Raw genomic sequence first — 17,732 nt, forward strand, 5'->3', positions numbered from 1 at the left:
TCTCGACATGGGGCGCGTCTACGAAGGCATCGATGAAAAGCTCACCACGTGGTTGCAGGCTCAACCGCTGTTCGTCGTTGCCACCGCACCGTTGTCTGCTGACGGGTTGGTCAATTGCTCACCCAAAGGGGGAGTCGGATCGTTTGTGGTGCTGACATCCAACCGGGTGGCGTACCTCGACCTCACCGGCAGCGGTGTGGAAACCATCGCGCACGTGCGCGAGAACTCCCGAATAACACTGATGTTCATGGCGTTTGACGGACCACCGAAGATCGTACGACTGCACGGTCACGGACACGTTCTGCTTGCAGGGTCGGAACCGTTCAACGAGCTTGTCGGTAGGTTCCCTGAGCACCCGGGGCTGCGGTCGATCGTCGTGGTCGATCTGACGCGCATTTCGGATTCGTGCGGATACGCAGTACCGCTGATGGACTACCAATCCGATCGTGACGTGCTCGACCGCGTAGCGGAGAAGAGGGGGCCGGAGCGGCTCATCGCCTATCGCGCCGAGAAGAACGCGAAGAGTGTGGACGGGTTGCCCGGTATCGACCTGGAGTGATACAAAATCGCGTCGCCGTGCGAAAGAGTGTGGGGCAGGTGATTCTGACATTGCCTGCCCCACGTCCTCGTTGTGCTGGTTACTTCGCCATGTCCTGGGCTGCTCGGTACGAGAAGACCATGGCCGTGCCGAGCGGAACGCCAGGACCGGGGTAGAAGCGGCCGCTCAGTGACGCGCTCGTATTGCCGGCGGCGTACAGGCCGTCGATGGCGCTGCCGTCGGCACGCAGGACTCGACCGTTGACGTCGGTGACCAATCCGCCCTTGGTGCCGAGGTCACTGAGGACGATGCGGGCCGCGTAGAACGGACCGTTCTCGATCGCCGTCAGTGCCGCATTCGCGCCGCCGTTGGGTGGGCAGAAGAATGCGTCGTACGGGTCTTCGCCGCGATGGAACTCTTCGTCGACTCCCAGCTTTGCGGCATCGTTGAACTTTTCGACAGTGCTGCGCAATGCGTCGGCCGGCAGTCCGGTCTTGGCGGCGAGTTCTTCGAGAGTGTCGGCGGCGACCCAGGTTCCGGCCTCGAGGTGCTTGGCGGGCGCCGTGTTCGGGATGCAGATGGCAGGTAGTCCGCCACCCTCGCGCGAGTCGAAGATCATGAACGACGGCACTGCAGAACCGTTGTCGTCGTGCGCATCCATGGCCCGGCCGAACTGGTCGTACGGGAGAGACTCGTTGAGGTAACGCTCGCCCGCGTTGTCGACGACGAGTCCGCCGCGAACGCCGACCATGAATGCGGCGCTGCCGTCCGGCTGCTCGACGCCGGGGCAGAACCACGCCTGATCGAGCAAAGCGGTTGCGCCACCGACAGCAATTCCGGCGGAGATCGCGTCACCGGTGTTGGCGCCGAAGGGACCCATACTCCAGATCGCTTTGCCGGGGGTGCCGGCCTGCTCACGCATCTCGGCGTTGCCTTCGATGCCGCCCGCTGCCATCAGCACACCGCGGTTCGCCTTGATTCGCTGGGTTTCGCCGCCGGATTCGACCTCGGCGCCGACAACCCGACCGTCTTCCACGATCAGGGAGGTGAGGATGGATTCGGTACGAAGTTCTGCGTTACCGGTGCTCTGGACTGCGGCCAGCAGTCGGCCGATCAGTGCGCGCCCACCGATCATCGGGCCGGGAGCATGATCCTGACCGGTGCGGTCTTGGTCGAGTTCCGGACGCACCTTGCCGGCGAGGTCACCGATGTCGGCGGGATCGAGATCGAGAGGGTTGATGGAGCGTCCCGTGTCCATCCGGCCTTCGGCCTTGTAGTAGTCGGGGAACGCACGGAACTCGAATTCGATGTGCGGGTTCTGCTCGAGTAGTGCGACGACATCGGGAGCGGTCTCGACATAGGCATCCTGGCGCTCGGACTCGGCGTCGCCGAGCAATGCGCGCAGATAGGTGCGTGCGTTCTCCGTTGAGTCGGGGAGTCCCGCACGTTCCTGTACTTGGGTTCCCGGCAGCCAGATGGATGCGCCCGAGTACGCGGAAGTTCCGCCGAAGCGATCGGTTTTCTCGAGGACGATCGTCGTCAATCCTCGAGCTGCCGCGGTGTATGCGCCGGTCAGCGCGCCGCCGCCGGAGCCGACTACCAACACGTCGCACTCGGTGGTCCAGTCCTGCATCATTGCGTCCTAACTCCAAGAGGGTGGGGTGTCCACGGAATACCGCACGGGGAGAGAAGGCCATGCCAGGTCCCACTGAGCGGGCAATATGCCGAGATGGGTGGTCGAGATGAGAGAATTGGCGAGGTCGTTCGCGACCGGGACACAGAATCGATGATGGGGGCGACGTTGCCGAGAATTGCCGAGGTCAGGGACGCTGCAGAGCCCAGTTCGGACGAGCAGCGGGCGCGCCATGTGCGGATGCTGGAAGCGGCAGCCGAATTGGGGACCGAGAAGGAACTCTCACGGGTACAGATGCACGAGGTCGCCAAGCGGGCGGGCGTGGCCATCGGCACTCTTTATCGCTATTTCCCCTCGAAGACGCACCTCTTCGTCGCTGTGATGGTCGAGCAGATCGACCAGATCGGTGCCAGCTTTGTCAGGCATCAGGTTCAGTCGGACAATCCGCAGGATGCGGTGTACGAGGTATTGGTTCGCGCGACTCGCGGGTTACTGCGTCGGCCGGCTCTCTCGACTGCGATGCTGCAGTCGTCCAGTACCGCCAACGTCGCGACGGTGCCGGACGTGGGAAAGATCGATCGCGGCTTCCGGCAGATCATCCTCGACGCGGCCGGGATCGAGAACCCCACCGAGGAAGACAACACCGGGTTGCGTCTGCTGATGCAGCTGTGGTTCGGGGTCATCCAATCGTGCCTCAACGGTCGAATCTCCATCCCCGATGCGGAGTACGACATCCGCAAGGGATGCGACCTGCTTCTGGTGAATCTCTCACGGCACTGACGTGACTTCGCCCCTCTCTGGGGAGGGTTCGTCATGTTCGCAAAATTGAAATAAATTCTATTTTTGAATCCGCATCAGTTGAGAGTTGATGTCAATCCGGACATTGCCCTGACATCATTAATAGAATAAATTACAGAAAAATAGACGGTGAGCCAGCTCACCGACCGAAAACTCCACGAAGGAGCGAACATCATGGGTCATGCAGTCATCGTCGAGGCCGCTCGGACACCGATCGGCCGTCGTCGCGGCGCCCTGGCGGGACTGCACCCCGCCGAGATTCTGGGAGCAGCGCAGCTCGGCGTTCTCGAACGGGCAGGCGTCGCACCGGAAGACATCGGACAGATCATCGGCGGCTGTGTCACCCAGGCAGGTGAGCAGTCCAACAACGTCACGCGGCAGGCGTGGCTGCACGCCGGATTGCCGTACAGCACCGCGGCAACCACTATCGACTGCGCCTGTGGATCCGCCCAGCAGGCAGTGCATTTGATTTCCGGCCTGATTTCTTCTGGTCAGATCTCGGCCGGTATCGGCTGCGGCGTCGAGGCTATGAGCCGTGTGTTCCTGGGTCAGGCAAACGCACCGGGAACGGGAAACCCGTACCCGGACGACTGGACCATCGACATGGGTGACCAGTTCACCTCCGCGCAGCGAATTGCCGAGAAGCGTGGGATCACGCGCGCCGACGTCGACGCGTTCGGTCTGGAATCGCAGCGCCGCGCAGCTCAGGCTTGGGCAGAAGGACGCTTCGACCGCGAGATCGTGCCCGTCAAGGCTCCCGTGGTGGACAAGGAAGGCGTGCCTACCGGTGAGATCGCCACTGTCACTCGCGACGGGGGACTGCGTGAGACGACGGCAGAAGCGCTGGCTGGGCTCAAGCCGGTCATCGAAGGCCATATCCACACCGCCGGCAACTCGTCGCAGATCAGTGATGGCGCGGCTGCGGTACTGCTGATGAGCGAAGAGCGCGCACAGGAACTGGGATTGAAGCCCCGCGCGCGGATCGTCGCGTCCGGCATGGTCGGATCCGATCCCTTCTATCACCTGGACGGACCGATCGAGTCCACCCAGATGGTGCTCGACAAGGCCAAAATGACCTTGGACGACATCGATCTCGTCGAAATCAACGAAGCCTTTGCCTCGGTCGTGCTCTCCTGGGCGCAGGTTCACGGCGCAGACCTGTCCAAGGTCAACGTCAACGGTGGTGCGATCGCGCTCGGACATCCCGTCGGTTCCACGGGCGCTCGTCTGATCACCACTGCGCTGCACGAACTCGAGCGCTCGAACAAGTCGACGGCTCTGGTCACGATGTGCGCCGGTGGCGCTCTCTCGACCGCCACCATTATCGAACGCATCTGACCCGTACTGACACTGTCGAATTGACGAGGTAGACATGACTATTGGATTGAGTGAAGAAGATCGTGACCTCCGCGACTCCGTACGGGGCTGGGCGGCGCGTCACGCAACACCCACCGTCGTCCGTGAAGCCGTCGAGGCGAAGGTCGAAACTCGCCCCCAACTCTGGAACGGGCTTGCCGAGCAGGGGCTTCTCGGACTACACGTAGCCGAGGAATTCGGCGGCGCAGGATACGGATTGGTCGAACTCGCCATCGTCGTCGAGGAACTTGGACGCTCGATGGTTCCCGGACCGTTCCTGCCGACGGTAGTGGTCAGCGCTGTTCTCAGTGATGCCGGAGAAACGGACAGACTGCCGACGCTCGTGGATGGCAGCACGCTCGGAGCTGTTGCACTACAGCCGGGTTCGCTGAAGATCACCCGCGACGGCGACAACACCACCCTCAGCGGAACGTCCAGCCTTATTCTCGGCGGCCATGTCGCTGACCTGTTCCTCCTCGCGACGGACAGCGGATTCGTTCTGCTCGGACGTGACCGCCTCGAGGTCACGGACTTGGCCAGCTACGACGTCGTGCGTCGTAACTCCGAGGTCACCGTCGACGGTTTGGTGCTCACCGATTCCGAGATCCTCACCATCGATACCCAGCGTGTACTGGACATTGCCGCAACACTGTTCGCGGCCGAGGCATCAGGCTTGGCCGACTGGGCAGTCACGACGTCGGCCGACTACGCGAAGGTGCGTCAGCAGTTCGGTCGCCCGATCGGCCAGTTCCAGGGTGTCAAGCACAAGGCTGCACGTATGCTCGCGCTTGCCGAGCAGGCACGCGTCTGCGCTTGGGACGCTGCGCGTGCGCTGACTCCCGCCAACGGCGTCGGTGCCGAAGAGGCTTCTCTCGCAGCAGCCGTCGCCGGAGCCACGGCCCTCGAGGCTGGCTTCTCCGTCACGCGTGACTGCATCCAGGTGCTCGGCGGAATCGGCTACACGTGGGAGCACGACGCGCACCTGTACCTGCGCCGCGCGCAGTCCCTGCGAATTCTGCTGGGTTCCACGGCATCCTGGCGTCGTCGCGTTGCCGAGCTGACCATTGCCGGAACCCGTCGCGTGCTCAGCGTCGAGCTGCCGCCCGAGGCCGAGGCGATCCGAGCCGACGTCCGAGCCGAGCTCGCTCCTGCACTCGAACTCGAAGGCGCCGCCCAGAAAACGTATCTCGCGGAAAAGGGCTACACCGCACCGCACTTCACGGCTCCGTGGGGCAAATCCGCCGATGCCGTCAGCCAGCTGGTCATCGCCGAAGAACTGCGCGCTGCGAAGATCAAGCCGCACGACATGATCATCGGCAACTGGGTCATCCCGACGCTCATCGCGCACGGCAACGAAGAGCAGCTCGCCAAGTTCGTCCCGCCGTCACTGCGCGGCGACATCGTCTGGTGTCAGCTCTTCTCCGAGCCCGGCGCAGGTTCCGACCTCGCCGCGCTGAGTACAAAGGCCACCAAGGTCGACGGTGGCTGGAAGTTGCAGGGCCAGAAGGTGTGGACGTCGATGGCACGCGACGCGCACTGGGGAATCTGCCTCGCGCGCACCGACGCCGACGCCCCCAAGCACAAGGGTCTGTCCTACTTCCTGATCGACATCAAGAACAGCGGCCTCGACATTCGCCCGCTTCGCGAGATCACCGGTGAAGCACTGTTCAACGAAGTCTTCTTCGACGACGTCTTCGTTCCCGACGAGTGCCTGGTCGGCGAGCCAGGCGACGGCTGGAAGCTCGCTCGCACCACGCTGGCCAACGAGCGTGTCTCGCTGTCCAACGACTCGTCGCTCGGATCGGGTGGCGAGGCTCTTCTGAGCCTGGTCGACGGACTGCCCGGTGGCATCGACGACGAGCAGCTGACCGTGCTCGGAAAGGTGCTGTGCGACGCGCAATCCGGTGGTCTGCTCGGTCTGCGCACCACGCTGCGCTCGCTCACCGGCGCGCAGCCGGGTGCCGAATCCTCGGTGGCGAAGCTGATCGGTGTCGAGCACATCCAGCAGGTCTGGGACGTGGCAATGGAGTGGGCCGGACCGAGTTCACTTCTGGGCGAACAGCATCGGATGTCTGCAACCCAGATGTTCTTGAACTCGCAGTGCATGTCCATCGCGGGTGGTACAACCAATGTTCAGCTCAACATCATCGGTGAGCGAATCCTGGGTCTGCCTCGCGACCCTGAACCGGGAAAGTGACCTGCACATGAGCAATCGCACCTTCGTCATCGGCGTCGGCATGACCAAGTTCGAGAAGATCGAGACCCGCGACTGGGAATACCCGGACATGGTGACCGAAGCCGTCTCGAATGCCCTGACCGATGCCGGGATCGGCTACGGCCAGATTCAGCGTGCTGCGGTCGGTTACGTGTTCAACGCGTCGACAGCAGGACAGCGAGCTCTCTACGAGACCGGTCTGACCGGCATTCCGATCTTCAACGTCAACAACAACTGCGCGACCGGCTCGACGGCGCTGATGATGGCGCGCGAGTGGGTCCAGGCCGGACAAGCCGAGTGCGCCTTGGCCGTCGGCTTCGAGAAGATGACCAAAACGGCGTTGACCGGTAACGGTGAGATGCCCAAGGTCACGACCTTGGACTCTCAGCTGAAGATCATGGTCGAGGATTACGGGTTCGCCCGATCGCCGATGACAGCTCAGCTGTTCGGTAACGCTGCCGTCGAGCACATGAAGAAGTACGGCACCACGGTCGAGCAGATCGCAGCGGTGGCGGTCAAGAATCACAAGCATTCGGTGAACAATCCGTACGCACAGTTCCGTGACGAGTACACCCTCGAACAGGTACTCGGCGACAAGATGATTCACGAGCCGCTGACACGTTCGCAGTGCTCGCCGACCTCGGACGGCGCCGGAGCCGCGATCGTCGTGAGCGAGAAGTTCGTGCGTGAGCACGGCCTCGAAGACCGGGCGATCGAAATCGTCGCACAGGCGTTGACCACTGACACCGAGGCAGCGTTCGCCGAGAAGTCGATGATCGACGTGGTCGGCGCGCCGATGACGGCAGCTGCGGCAGAGCAGGTCTTTGCGCAGGCCGGGATCACCATCGATGACGTCGACGTCATCGAACTGCACGACTGCTTCGCGATCAACGAGATCATCACCTACGAGGGCCTGGGGATGTGCGCGGTCGGAGAAGGCGGAAAGCTCGTCGAATCCGGCGCGACCACGTACGGCGGCCAGTGGGTCGTCAACCCGTCGGGTGGTTTGATCTCGAAGGGACACCCCCTGGGCGCGACGGGCTTGGCGCAGTGCGCCGAACTCACGTGGCAGCTCCGCGGGACCGCGGATGCGCGGCAGGTCGAAGGCGCTCGTATTGGCTTGCAACACAACCTCGGACTGGGCGGCGCGTGCGTCGTGACGGTCTACCGAGCCGGAACTTTGGAGAACTGATGGCTATCGATCTCGAGGTGGCGTTGGCCGCCGAACCGACTGTGCGCGAGGCGTCGTGGACCGATCGCGACGTCATGCTCTACCAATTGGGACTCGGGGCAGGGGTGAATGCTCTCGATCCCGCTGAACTGACCTGGGTGTACGAAAAGGGGCTGAAGGTACTCCCGACGTTTGCAATGGTTGCAGGCCAGGGAGTTTCGGCGGGTGTACTGCCCGCACCGTCGATGAGTATGCCGGGAATCGACATCGATCTGCGAAAGATCCTGCACGGTGGGCAGTCGCTGGCACTTCACGCGCCCATCCCGTCGACGGGTGCTGCCCGTATTTCTTCTCGGGTCGCCGATGTCTGGGACAAGGGAAAGGCAGCTGTGATCGTTCTCGAGACGGCGGCCGAGGACCTGGACGGGAATCCGTTATGGACCACCGGAATGCAGATCTGGGCGCGCGGCGAAGGTGGATTCGGCGGCAACACCGGGCCCGAAGTTGTTGCCGGGGTGCCTGATCGAGCGCCCGACAAGGTACTGACGTCGAGCACGAGTCCCTCACAGGCGCTGGTGTACCGACTCAGTGGAGACATGAACCCGCTGCACGCTGATCCCTCCTTCGCGAAGATGGCGGGCTTCGATGCACCGATTCTGCACGGCCTCGCGTCGTACGGCATCGTCTGCAAGGCCGTGGTAGACGGGATTCTCGACGGAGATCCGACGCGGGTGAAGAACTACTCGGTGCGGTTTGCAGGTTCGCTCTTCCCCGGCGAATCCATCACCACCTCGGTATGGCAGGACGGCAACACACTGACGTTGGCGGCGACGTGCCCCGAACGCGAGAACTCCCCGGTTCTCACGCACGCAACAATGGAGATCAACTGATGGACCTCGGTTCGCACCCCACAGCAGCGACACATCCGGGCGGCACGATTCTGACGTCGCCGCCGCAGGACGCCCCGGTCGACCGGGCCACGGCAGCAGCGCGTCGCGTTGTCGACGCGATGCTGCGCACCGACCGCGGAAACGCCAATCTGGACCGGGTTGCGGAGGAGCTCAACAGCATTGCCGAGCATCTCGAACAGCACTCACCCGAGGTGGCCGAGCGGTTGATCGACATGTGGAACGGTGAGGGCGTGACTCGTCACGACCCCGTGACCGGCCCCGAGAACGCCATTGCGCCGCCGCTCGTTCTGGAAGGGCTCGCTGACGGGTCGGTGCAGGGAGTGGTCACGTTGACGCTGCCGTACCAGGGCCCTCCCGGCCATGTGCACGGCGGTGTTTCGGCGCTGCTGCTCGATCACGTTCTCGGCGTCGCGAACGCCTGGGGTGGAACTTCCGGCATGACAGCACAATTGAGCACTCGGTACCATCGCCCGACTCCGCTGTTCGAGCCACTCACGATCAGCGGCAAATTCCTGTCCAAGGACGGCCGCAAGATTCACACCGTCGGTGAGATCAAAACTGCGGACGGCGAATTGTGTGTGTCGGTAGAGGGACTGTTCATCGACAAGACCGTGCCGCGCCCCAGGTAGGGGCTTCGCCCCCGTGCGCCTTTTTGGTAGTGGGAACTACCAAAAAGGCGCACAGGGGTTCTGACGAAGGAGGGCCCAGTGGGCAAGCTCGACGGACGTGTAGCAGTGGTCACCGGTGCCGGTATGGGCATCGGGCGCGGAGTGGCGGGCGCGTTCGCGCGTGAAGGCGCGTCGGTGTTGGTTGCCGAGATCGACGAGGCGGCGGGCCTCGAAACCACCCAGTGGTTGCGGGACGAATGGGGCGCGGAGGCGGAATTCGTCCGGACCGACGTCACTGACAAAGCTCAGGTTGTTGCCATGGTCGACAAGTCCGTCGAGCGGTTCGGACGCCTCGACATCCTGGTCAACAATGCTTGGCGGACTTTCGGTTTCGCTCGGCTCGAGAAGATGACCGACGAGCAATTGCGCGGCGGTTTCGACATGGCAGTGATGGCGGCATTCTGGGCGATGCAGGCTGCCCTGCCGGAACTGGAGCGTCACGGCACGGGCCGCGTGATCAACATGTGCAGCCTCAACGGCGTGAATGCTCACATGTACTCGGTGCAGTACAACGCGGCGAAGGAAGCATTGCGAACCCTGACTCGCACTGCTGCCCGCGAGTGGGCTCCCAAGCAGGTGAACTGCAACGTCATCTGTCCCGGTGCGCAGAGTGCGGCGTACAAGCGTGTCGCCGAAGCCAATCCGGAGAACGTGGCAGTGATGGCCGCACAGAACCCGATGGGGCGGATCGGCGATCCCCTCGACGACATCGGCCCCGTTGCGGCCTTCCTGGCAAGTGACGACAGCCGTTACGTCACCGGCAACACCCTCTTCGTCGACGGTGGTGGGCACATCAACGGCGTGCAGTGGGCGCCGACCGTCGACTGATCGACGGCGACTCGGCCGGTGTATCCGGCATCTATTTGGCCGTGAACCCGGCGTCGACCGGCAACGCGATACCTGTGACGTATCGAGCCTGATCCGAAACCAGCCAGGCTATCGCGTTGCTGACGTCGGCAGCTTCGATCAACTCGACGTTCAAGAGGTTGCCCACGTCGGCTCCGCTCGATGTCGGGGAGTCCGCAAACAGCTTCGCGACCGCATCGTTGACGACCATCGGTGTATTCGCGCCAGTCGGGTGCACGGAGTTGACACGAATATTGTGGGGAGCAAGCCAGTGCGACCACGTGCGCCCGAGCCCCACAATGGCGTGTTTACTCGCGCAGTAGCCGGCGGATCCGCCGGTGCCGTCACCTCCACGACCGACAAGTCCCAGAGTTGATCCGGTCAGGACTATTGCGCCACCTGTACCTTGTTCGATCATCGCGGGCGCTGCTGCCTGGACGGTATTCCAGACGCCGAATAGATTGACCTCCATCTGGTCGCGGAAGGCGCGAGCATCGTCGATATCCGGGGACATCATGCCGATACCGGCGTTGGCCAGGACGATGTCGACGCTGCCCAGCTCCGCAATTCCTTCGGATACCGCAGTTCGCAGTGCGGACAGATCGCGAACATCCACTTCTCGCGCGACGATACTTCGTCCCAGGTTCTCGACCGCTGCTGTTGTCTGCCGCAAATCGTCGGCGGTTCCCATCGGGTAGGCCACCGATTCGATCTGACGGCAGATGTCGAGCGCAATGATGTTCGCGCCCTCCTGCGCCAATCGCACGGCGTGGCTCCTGCCCTGACCTCGGGCGGCCCCGGTGATCAGTGCGGTTTTGCCTTCCAACTGTCCGGGCATGCGTGCTCCGTCCGTCGTGAATCATGATTACTCGGTCATGAGTACTGACCCGAGGGGACGGCGAAATTCGTCGCCGGCGACGTAGTCTGAGTTCAGTTACAGCGGGAACTCGCTTCGGAAGAGAAGAGGCTCGGGATGTCCGATTGGGTGAAGAAGGTCGAAGCTGAAGCCAAAGGGCTCCTCGCCGAGGCGGAAGAAGAGCTGACCGTCCTCGAAGGTGTCGACACCATAGATCCGCTTGCCGACGACGATCCGGCACCAGAAGACGGCACCAAGCCGACGTCAGACTGACCCTGCGACACGTCGGCGCGCCTCGACACCGCTCGGTATCTCAGAACGGTGGCGGGTCGTCTCCGAAATCGATGGGTTCTCGGTGAGCCGGCGGTGATTTCCACTGCCTACATTGAACGTATTTCTCTGCTCGTTTCTGTATCCGTCGACGCTGGCGATTGCGTTCACTCTGGATACGGGCAGCTTTGTTCTCCTCCTGGGTCCGCCGATTTCGACCGCCCTGGGGCGGTGTCGGTTCGTGCGATCCAGCCATCAATCCTGCGGGTCGCGTTCGGTAACAATGCCCGGTCGGCGACGTCAGCGACATGGTCCGATCCTCGTTCGACGTGAACCGCCACCGGTCGGAATGCTTGAGGCGATGATGGTTGCGGCAGAACGCACTCATATTCGACGCGATCGTTTTACCGCCGCATTCGGGGTCGCCGTGATGGAACGGTTCATTGTGGTCCAGATCGGAATTCCAGGCCGGGACATCACAATGCAGCCATTGGCAGCTGCCCGCGATGATCCGTAACCAGGTTTCGAGAACGGCGCCCGGTCGGTAGACGCGCGCCGAAGCAGGCACCGGCTCTGCGACGTCATCAGCAGGTGCGCGGACGTTTCGAATTACGGCGTCACGGGCGATATCGCGAGCATGCTCAGCGCTGATCACCCCGTACCCGTCGAGGTGGGCGGGCTCACCGCCACCGTGCAGAGTGGAATCAGTCATCACGACGTGAACCACGGGCCGACGAACGACAACACCACCGCTACGATCCTGCGGGCAATCAGCTCGGCCACAGTTGCACGGCAAGAATTGTGATCCGTTGGTCAACTCGAAGAGCGCGTCGGCTCGTCGCTGCTCGTACGTTCGTGAGTCGTTTCGGCATACCGACACTGCCAACTCGCGTAGTCGGCCGTCGAATGCCCTAGCCTGCTCTGCCGGAACGCTTCCCAAGATCTTTGCCATCCCGTCCTCGGCAGCGCTGACCCCGACGAAGCGATCGGTGAGAGCACGGCGTCGGCGTTCTCGCATACCTTCCGGGTCCACCATCGCCACGATCCGATCGATCGCCGCTGTCAGTCGCCTTCCCGTCAAGCCCGTTCCGCCTGCTACTGGTGGGGCGAGAACCTGCGCGAGCAGTAGTCGTTCCACCTCGTCGATCAATTCGTCTTTCACGTTCGCGGTCGCGGAATCGATCAAACCAACTCGGTACAGATCCAACTCGCCACGGGCCATCGCCGCTCGAGTGCGATGCAGACGAGTCTTTAACGAGAACCCCAACCCGATCAGCTTGCCGGCAGCCGCGCGACCCATCGTCAGTGACGCACCGACTTCCGATTCAGCCAATTCGTGTGCGGTCGACGACCACGCACCACTGGCGACATGCTCCGAGCTTCGCCGCGAAAAGAACTCGGCAATCACAGCGAGCTTGCGTTCGACCAGCATCGCCTCGCATGCATGCAGATCGGTCATGAGATCAACCAGCGCACAATCAGTTTCGGTACCGGTCAGCTGTGCTGAGATACCGAAGAGCTCTGTTGTCGGGTTGAACATGCATCCATTCTATTCGAATGTGTGTTCGATGCGAACTGAATTCTCAAATCAGTCGGAATAGTCCGAATCGGCCGAAATGCTTATTGTGCTTGCGTTTTGGATCCTGTTCATTCGAAACTCGAACGTGATTGTCGTGCCACTGTGTAAGTATCGGCTTGTGGCAGACAACGCGGTGAAACTCAGTGAACAGTCGCTTGTGCTCTTCATGGACTATGGACAGTTTTACATATACGGCGACGATGACGGTTTCGGGAGGGAAACGGACCTGCTCGAACTCGCGATGGCTTCGCGCCCTGCTTACAGTGACGGCACAGTTGTGATTGTCCTGAGCCCGCACCAGAACAACTTCAACATGCATACAACGGTCGAAGTCTGGTCCTCCCGACCCACATCCGATCGCGAGAAATGGCAGCAGGTCAGTGAGTCGTTTCTGACGGTTGGTCCGCAGGGGTCAATCAGCTTTGATTCACCTCCGGGTGGGGAGTTCATTGTCTGTGATGTACCCGAGGGGTCATATCTGGTCGAGATTGCCGGCCGCGGTTTTGTAAACTACGGCTGGCCCGGATCGACGGAACCCGGAGATGTTTGGCGGGTGCGTATGTGGCCTGCAGGTGGTGACGAGGTGCGGCCATCGCTGCAGTGGGACATGCCGGGATATGGCGTTCCTGTGGACGAACCGATACCTGAACCGATTCCTCGTCCACAACGGGACATCGAGTCGAAATGGATAACGATTTACGGCGAGAACGGCGAGCCGTCCAGGGTTGTGCAAATCAGTGACCTCCGCGCCGAAGCTGCTGAACGAGAGCGGCAGGAGTGGGGAGGAGATCCGATGCCTGAACTCGAACGATTCCAGTCCGGCAAAGATCTAGCTCGTATGGACCGACCACTTGTCGAAGCGGTCGTCCGCATGAACGTCGCGACTCTTCGTCGACTCGCGTTTTGGGCCGCTGTGCAGGCGTATGAGCATGCGGGATTAGCCGACAGGGATTGGGTTCGTCCGGCCCTCAACGCTATGCATGTGGGACAACAACTTCCGGAACCCTTCGGAAATCGCACAGCGGCATTCGAGCACCTACGCGAGGAGGAATTTGGTGCGGGGACCGAGAATGTGGAGTTGGAAGTCAAGATCGAGATAGTGGACCATTCGCCGCAACCGGAGTCCAATCCGTTCGATCACGGGAATATTCATGTCCCGTCCTACGCTCTCAATGCGATTTTCGACGCGATCGAATCGGACCCGTTGACCGCAGCGGTCAATGCATTGGGAACGGCAGCAGTCACGTTCGGGAAGGATATCCGCATGTTGTTCGCGAGAGCGCGAGTTGAATTCGACCTCGAAGACTGAACCCCAAGTTATTCAAGGGACCTTCGTAGTGCGGTGAGCGGATCCGAGGCATCTCGACGCCCACGCGGACCAGGCCCTTCGGGGTTGACGAAGCGGCCCTCGTCCGAGCGAGTCCACTCGCGTACGGCCCATCTCTCCTTGATCGCCCAACGGCCGTCGCGTCGCTCCATGTGGTCGATGAACCGCGCACCACTGGTGAAGTTGATCATTCCGATGTCTTCGGGCCCGCCCCAGTGTGTGGACATCGAATATGCCTCGCTGATCGCGTGGTCGCCGTGCAGTTCGACCAGGTGGTTGCCGATGTGGTGCATCGTGCCGCCGATCGCGGAGAGTTTTGTTGTGGCCCAGGCGATGTACTCGTCGATGGTGCCGTCGAATCCGGTGTGATGGTCGATCGCGTCCGGGTGGTAGGCGCTGCGGACGAGATCGAAGTCGAGGCGATCGATGCCGCGGCAGTACGTCAGAACCACCTCACGAATTGCCTGCTTGTCGATGAGATCCTGCAGTGCCTGGTCCATGTCACGCCTCCTTGATGCTGGTCATCCAGTCGAGTAATTCCGGTAGTTCTTCGGCAGCGCAATCGAATACGGCAGGCCGAAGCACCACGGCAGACGCGCCGCGGTCGGACCAGTCCAGGACCTTGTCAGCGGTTGCCGAGAGGTCGACGGACCGATTGTCGCGCCGAACCGGCGCCGCAGACACTTGCACACGTGCGGTATCCGGCTCGCGGTCGTGGGCTTCGAACGTGTTGCGCAGCAATGTGACACTGTCGGTGAACGTTCCCAGGTCGGTCGGGTTCACGGTCCAACCGTCGGCGACGCGTGCTATGCGGTCGAAGTTCCGCCGGCTTGGTCCGAAACCGAAGAGCACCGGTACGCGATTTTGGATCGGCAGCGGGAGGCTGTGGTAGTTCTCGAAGGCGAAGTCGCGTCCCTTGAAGGTGGCCGGAGCATTGGTCCACAGTTCGCGACACGCTGCGACAGCCTCCTCCATGCGCCCGAATCGCGCGTCGAAAGGCATGTTGGTAGCGGTGTATTCGGCTTCTTGCCAACCGACGCCGAAACCCATGACGGCTCGACCTTCGGACAATGAGTCGAGAGTTGCAACCTGTTTGGCAAGCAGGGCGGCTGGGCGAACAGTGGCGATCAGAACCGATACTCCGAGGCGAGCGCGTTCGGTCACTGCGGCGATCGAGGAAAGAAGTGAAATCGGTTCGTACCAAGGGTGATCCAACGGGAACAGGAAGTTGTGTTCGGCTACCCGCTGAGCGTGTGCTTCGGCATTGAACCCGAGATGATCGCCGGTGCAGATCAGATCGATCCCGGCACGGTCAGCACGCGCGGCGAAGTCCAGAACCGGGCGAATCTTGCCGTCGAACAGGGCCTCGAGGCCCAAGATGTTGACGCCGATTTCCACAGTCGTCGTTCCTCTACAGTGCCCGCTTGGCATGCGCGGACATCTCGCCCATGTTGTCCAGACAGAAGAGTCTCGAGCTGAACTGCCACGACCCGTCGACGCAGGTGAAGCGATCGAAGTAGCGCCCCGCCAGAATAGGTTGCAGGGCAAGATCTTCGGTACCTTGGATGACCGTGACGTACGAGAGTGCCGTCGCTGATTCACCGTCGACCGCGATTCGCGTGTTGGTCAGCAGATGTTTGGTTCGTGGAACCGGCGGATCACCGTACATTCGAATGAAGCCGCTGCAGGCTGCGAACACTGCGTCGGCGTCGGACGAAATGAGCGTGATGGCAACCCCGTCCGGCCCGCACTGCCCGTAGTCGGACGAGGCGAACAATGCAGCGACTTCACGCAATCGGCCCTGATCGATCAGATGCGTGTACTCGCAGAGCAGGTCACGGATCGCCGACTCGGCGACGATCCGTGACAGCTCCGTGGTCATACGGTGATCTCGCGCCGAACCATCTTGCCGGTTGCATTGCGAGGCAACAGATCGCTGGTGATGCGCCACTTCGACGGCACCTTGAAGTAGGACAGTCGCTCGGCGGCGTAATCACGCAGCTCCGCCTCCGTTGTGGCGGCTCCGGGACGCAGGACGACCACGGCGGACACTTCCTGGCCGAGGTCGGGGTGCGGCATGCCGATGACAGCGCACTCGATCACGTCGGGGTGTTCGTCGAGCGTCTGCTCGATCTCGGTGGGGTAGACGTTCTCGCCGCCGCGCAGGATCAGGTCGGAACGACGACCGGTGAGACGGAGACGCCCGTTCTCGATTACGCCGAAATCGCCGGTGCGGAGCCAGCGTCCGGGGGCAATTGCCGACTCGGTCGCCTCGTCGTTCTCCCAGTATCCGAGCATGACGAAGGGGCTGCGTACGCACACTTCACCTTCGATGCCGTCCGGCAGCCATTCGCCGAAGGGATCGCGAATCTCCATCGAGACGGTGATGATCGGACGCCCGAGAGTGCCTGGGAACTCTTCGAGTTCGGCGCCGACGGCGACCGCAATGGCGGTGCTGCATTCGGTGAGGCCGTAGCTGTCGACCAGAGCATTGCGTGCGAACGGCACCTGCTCCTTGAGGCGTTCTTTGAACGCGGGCGACGACGGCGCGGATGCCAGTGAGAATGCAGTCAACGAAGAGACGTCGTACTTGGCGATGTTGCCGTGCTCGAGTAGCCGCGATGCCATCGTGGGGACAGCACCCCAGTTGGTGACGCGCTCGCGTTCGACCAACCCGAGCACCTTGTCGACGTCGAAGCCGCCCTCGGTCAGGATGACGGCACTGCCCGTCGCGAGACGGGGGACCACCAGATTGTGCAGGCTGGCGATGTGGAAGAGCGGGGAGGTGAGTAGATAACGCAGTGGGCTCGGCTTGGAAGCGTCGTACTCACGGCCGGTGAATGCGGCGCCGATCGCGTCGCTGTACTTGTGGTAGTCGACGACGGCCATCACGTTGCGGTGCGAATGGAGTGCGCCCTTGGGGCGGCCGCTGGTACCACTGGTGAACAGGATGACGGCGGGGTCGTCCTCGTCGATGTCGGTGCTCGGCACGTCGGAGCCTGCATATTCCGCGATGAGCGCGGGCAGATCCTCTTCCATGGTGAGGACCGTGATGTCTGCCGGCAGTTCGGGGAGGGCGGCGCCGCGCTTGGCGTCCACGACCAGAACCTTCGGACGTGAGAGCTCGATCCCGTGGGTGACCTCGCGCGGAACCCACCAACCGTTGAGACCGACTGCGATCGCGCCGAGCGCCTGCGTCGCGAAGAACGTCATGACCCATTCGGGAGTGTTGGCAGCGAGGATGCCCACACGGTCGCCCTTGCGGACTCCGTACTTGTCCCGCAGAGCAGTTGCCAGCGCGGCAACGGAATCGGCATGCTCGGTGAACGAGATTCGACGATCGCTGGTGACGAGATAGTCGCCGTCGCCCCAGGCCCGGGATGCCGAGATCAGTTCACCGATGGCGTGACCGCGGTTCTTCATCACAGGCATGACGGTGCCGAGAACCTCTTCTTCGACGATCTCGAATGGCCCACCTGGACCGGTGAGGCGTGAGACCGCCTGGTCCAGAAGCAACTGCGGATCTGCGGGGGCAGTCATGGAATGGCCTTTCGTATTGTGGCG

Annotated in this window: 17 protein-coding genes; 10 read left to right on the forward strand and 7 right to left on the reverse strand. The window is 62.3% G+C overall.

Translation table 11 applies throughout. The features are described from left to right. Nucleotides 1-7: 7 nt before the first annotated feature. On the forward strand, nucleotides 8-559 hold the full coding sequence (locus ABIE52_RS26920; RefSeq protein ID WP_007732686.1) for a pyridoxamine 5'-phosphate oxidase family protein: 552 nt from the start codon (nucleotides 8-10) through the stop codon (nucleotides 557-559). Between the two features lie 79 nt (nucleotides 560-638). Here the strand turns inward: ABIE52_RS26920 and ABIE52_RS26925 are convergent, their stop codons facing one another. After that, nucleotides 639-2,171, reverse strand: coding sequence for an FAD-dependent oxidoreductase (locus ABIE52_RS26925; RefSeq protein WP_037128865.1), 1,533 nt, complete (start codon nucleotides 2,169-2,171; stop codon nucleotides 639-641). A gap of 153 nt (nucleotides 2,172-2,324) precedes the next feature. Between ABIE52_RS26925 and ABIE52_RS26930 the strand changes: the two genes are divergently transcribed. The 7 genes from ABIE52_RS26930 to ABIE52_RS26960 all read left to right on the forward strand — a co-directional run bounded on the left by ABIE52_RS26930 (nucleotide 2,325) and on the right by ABIE52_RS26960 (nucleotide 10,118). Continuing rightward, a complete protein-coding gene (locus tag ABIE52_RS26930) occupies nucleotides 2,325-2,951 on the forward strand; it encodes a TetR/AcrR family transcriptional regulator (RefSeq protein ID WP_030536987.1) in 627 nt (208 codons plus the stop codon). Nucleotides 2,952-3,143: 192 nt separating this feature from the next. After that, the gene (locus ABIE52_RS26935; protein ID WP_007732681.1) at nucleotides 3,144-4,307 is read left to right on the forward strand and encodes a steroid 3-ketoacyl-CoA thiolase; all 1,164 of its coding nucleotides are present in this window, start codon (nucleotides 3,144-3,146) and stop codon (nucleotides 4,305-4,307) included. A 34-nt stretch (nucleotides 4,308-4,341) separates the two neighbouring features. Next, nucleotides 4,342-6,522: an acyl-CoA dehydrogenase family protein gene (locus tag ABIE52_RS26940; protein ID WP_007732680.1), complete on the forward strand. Its 2,181-nt coding sequence runs from the start codon at nucleotides 4,342-4,344 to the stop codon at nucleotides 6,520-6,522. A 7-nt stretch (nucleotides 6,523-6,529) separates the two neighbouring features. Continuing rightward, on the forward strand, nucleotides 6,530-7,732 hold the full coding sequence (locus ABIE52_RS26945) for a lipid-transfer protein (protein ID WP_003940027.1): 1,203 nt from the start codon (nucleotides 6,530-6,532) through the stop codon (nucleotides 7,730-7,732). Next, the gene (locus tag ABIE52_RS26950; protein WP_007732676.1) at nucleotides 7,732-8,601 is read left to right on the forward strand and encodes a MaoC/PaaZ C-terminal domain-containing protein; all 870 of its coding nucleotides are present in this window, start codon (nucleotides 7,732-7,734) and stop codon (nucleotides 8,599-8,601) included. Before ABIE52_RS26945 ends, ABIE52_RS26950 begins: the two co-directional genes overlap by 1 nt. Then, nucleotides 8,601-9,251: a PaaI family thioesterase gene (locus ABIE52_RS26955; protein WP_003940283.1), complete on the forward strand. Its 651-nt coding sequence runs from the start codon at nucleotides 8,601-8,603 to the stop codon at nucleotides 9,249-9,251. Before ABIE52_RS26950 ends, ABIE52_RS26955 begins: the two co-directional genes overlap by 1 nt. A gap of 78 nt (nucleotides 9,252-9,329) precedes the next feature. After that, nucleotides 9,330-10,118 (forward strand): SDR family NAD(P)-dependent oxidoreductase, encoded by a 789-nt coding sequence (locus tag ABIE52_RS26960; RefSeq protein ID WP_007732675.1) that lies wholly within the window; start codon nucleotides 9,330-9,332, stop codon nucleotides 10,116-10,118. A gap of 31 nt (nucleotides 10,119-10,149) precedes the next feature. On the opposite strand, the gene ABIE52_RS26965 is transcribed toward ABIE52_RS26960, so the two are convergent. Next, nucleotides 10,150-10,974, reverse strand: a complete 825-nt coding sequence (locus tag ABIE52_RS26965; RefSeq protein WP_042448407.1) for a mycofactocin-coupled SDR family oxidoreductase — start codon at nucleotides 10,972-10,974, stop codon at nucleotides 10,150-10,152. Between the two features lie 135 nt (nucleotides 10,975-11,109). Here ABIE52_RS26965 and ABIE52_RS26970 point away from each other — a divergent pair, with 135 nt between their 5' ends. Further along, nucleotides 11,110-11,265: a hypothetical protein gene (locus tag ABIE52_RS26970; protein WP_003940615.1), complete on the forward strand. Its 156-nt coding sequence runs from the start codon at nucleotides 11,110-11,112 to the stop codon at nucleotides 11,263-11,265. Nucleotides 11,266-11,305: 40 nt separating this feature from the next. On the opposite strand, the gene ABIE52_RS26975 is transcribed toward ABIE52_RS26970, so the two are convergent. After that, on the reverse strand, nucleotides 11,306-12,802 hold the full coding sequence (locus ABIE52_RS26975; RefSeq protein ID WP_192712212.1) for a DUF222 domain-containing protein: 1,497 nt from the start codon (nucleotides 12,800-12,802) through the stop codon (nucleotides 11,306-11,308). Nucleotides 12,803-12,959: 157 nt separating this feature from the next. Between ABIE52_RS26975 and ABIE52_RS26980 the strand changes: the two genes are divergently transcribed. Beyond that, nucleotides 12,960-14,150, forward strand: a complete 1,191-nt coding sequence (locus ABIE52_RS26980; RefSeq protein WP_192712213.1) for a hypothetical protein — start codon at nucleotides 12,960-12,962, stop codon at nucleotides 14,148-14,150. Between the two features lie 8 nt (nucleotides 14,151-14,158). Here ABIE52_RS26980 and ABIE52_RS26985 read toward each other — a convergent pair whose 3' ends face one another. The 4 genes from ABIE52_RS26985 to casG are packed head-to-tail and all read right to left on the reverse strand — an operon-like array spanning nucleotide 14,159 to nucleotide 17,708. Further along, nucleotides 14,159-14,668, reverse strand: a complete 510-nt coding sequence (locus ABIE52_RS26985) for a nuclear transport factor 2 family protein (RefSeq protein ID WP_042924821.1) — start codon at nucleotides 14,666-14,668, stop codon at nucleotides 14,159-14,161. 1 nt (nucleotide 14,669) lies between these two features. After that, complete coding sequence (locus ABIE52_RS26990) at nucleotides 14,670-15,566, reverse strand: TIGR03619 family F420-dependent LLM class oxidoreductase (protein ID WP_042924820.1); 897 nt, start codon at nucleotides 15,564-15,566, stop codon at nucleotides 14,670-14,672. 13 nt (nucleotides 15,567-15,579) lie between these two features. After that, on the reverse strand, nucleotides 15,580-16,050 hold the full coding sequence (locus ABIE52_RS26995) for a nuclear transport factor 2 family protein (protein ID WP_054827056.1): 471 nt from the start codon (nucleotides 16,048-16,050) through the stop codon (nucleotides 15,580-15,582). Then, the gene (gene casG, locus ABIE52_RS27000) at nucleotides 16,047-17,708 is read right to left on the reverse strand and encodes a steroid-24-oyl-CoA synthetase (RefSeq protein ID WP_007732670.1); all 1,662 of its coding nucleotides are present in this window, start codon (nucleotides 17,706-17,708) and stop codon (nucleotides 16,047-16,049) included. Before casG ends, ABIE52_RS26995 begins: the two co-directional genes overlap by 4 nt. Nucleotides 17,709-17,732: the final 24 nt, after the last annotated feature.

Origin of the sequence: Rhodococcus sp. OAS809 (assembly GCF_040546695.1) — a bacterium.
Classification (GTDB): domain Bacteria; phylum Actinomycetota; class Actinomycetes; order Mycobacteriales; family Mycobacteriaceae; genus Rhodococcus_F; species Rhodococcus_F qingshengii.

Excerpts from the sequence above, each read along its gene's own strand:
- ABIE52_RS26930 (WP_030536987.1), top strand. The coding sequence starts at position 2,325 with ATGATGGGGGCGACGTTGCCGAGAATTGCCGAGGTCAGGGACGCTGCA.
- ABIE52_RS26940 (WP_007732680.1), top strand. The coding sequence starts at position 4,342 with ATGACTATTGGATTGAGTGAAGAAGATCGTGACCTCCGCGACTCCGTA.
- ABIE52_RS26975 (WP_192712212.1), bottom strand. The coding sequence starts at position 12,802 with ATGTTCAACCCGACAACAGAGCTCTTCGGTATCTCAGCACAGCTGACC.
- ABIE52_RS26950 (WP_007732676.1), top strand. The coding sequence starts at position 7,732 with ATGGCTATCGATCTCGAGGTGGCGTTGGCCGCCGAACCGACTGTGCGC.
- ABIE52_RS26965 (WP_042448407.1), bottom strand. The coding sequence starts at position 10,974 with ATGCCCGGACAGTTGGAAGGCAAAACCGCACTGATCACCGGGGCCGCC.
- ABIE52_RS26995 (WP_054827056.1), bottom strand. The coding sequence starts at position 16,050 with ATGACCACGGAGCTGTCACGGATCGTCGCCGAGTCGGCGATCCGTGAC.
- ABIE52_RS26985 (WP_042924821.1), bottom strand. The coding sequence starts at position 14,668 with ATGGACCAGGCACTGCAGGATCTCATCGACAAGCAGGCAATTCGTGAG.
- ABIE52_RS26970 (WP_003940615.1), top strand. The coding sequence starts at position 11,110 with ATGTCCGATTGGGTGAAGAAGGTCGAAGCTGAAGCCAAAGGGCTCCTC.
- ABIE52_RS26945 (WP_003940027.1), top strand. The coding sequence starts at position 6,530 with ATGAGCAATCGCACCTTCGTCATCGGCGTCGGCATGACCAAGTTCGAG.
- ABIE52_RS26955 (WP_003940283.1), top strand. The coding sequence starts at position 8,601 with ATGGACCTCGGTTCGCACCCCACAGCAGCGACACATCCGGGCGGCACG.
- ABIE52_RS26925 (WP_037128865.1), bottom strand. The coding sequence starts at position 2,171 with ATGCAGGACTGGACCACCGAGTGCGACGTGTTGGTAGTCGGCTCCGGC.
- casG (WP_007732670.1), bottom strand. The coding sequence starts at position 17,708 with ATGACTGCCCCCGCAGATCCGCAGTTGCTTCTGGACCAGGCGGTCTCA.
- ABIE52_RS26935 (WP_007732681.1), top strand. The coding sequence starts at position 3,144 with ATGGGTCATGCAGTCATCGTCGAGGCCGCTCGGACACCGATCGGCCGT.
- ABIE52_RS26920 (WP_007732686.1), top strand. The coding sequence starts at position 8 with ATGGGGCGCGTCTACGAAGGCATCGATGAAAAGCTCACCACGTGGTTG.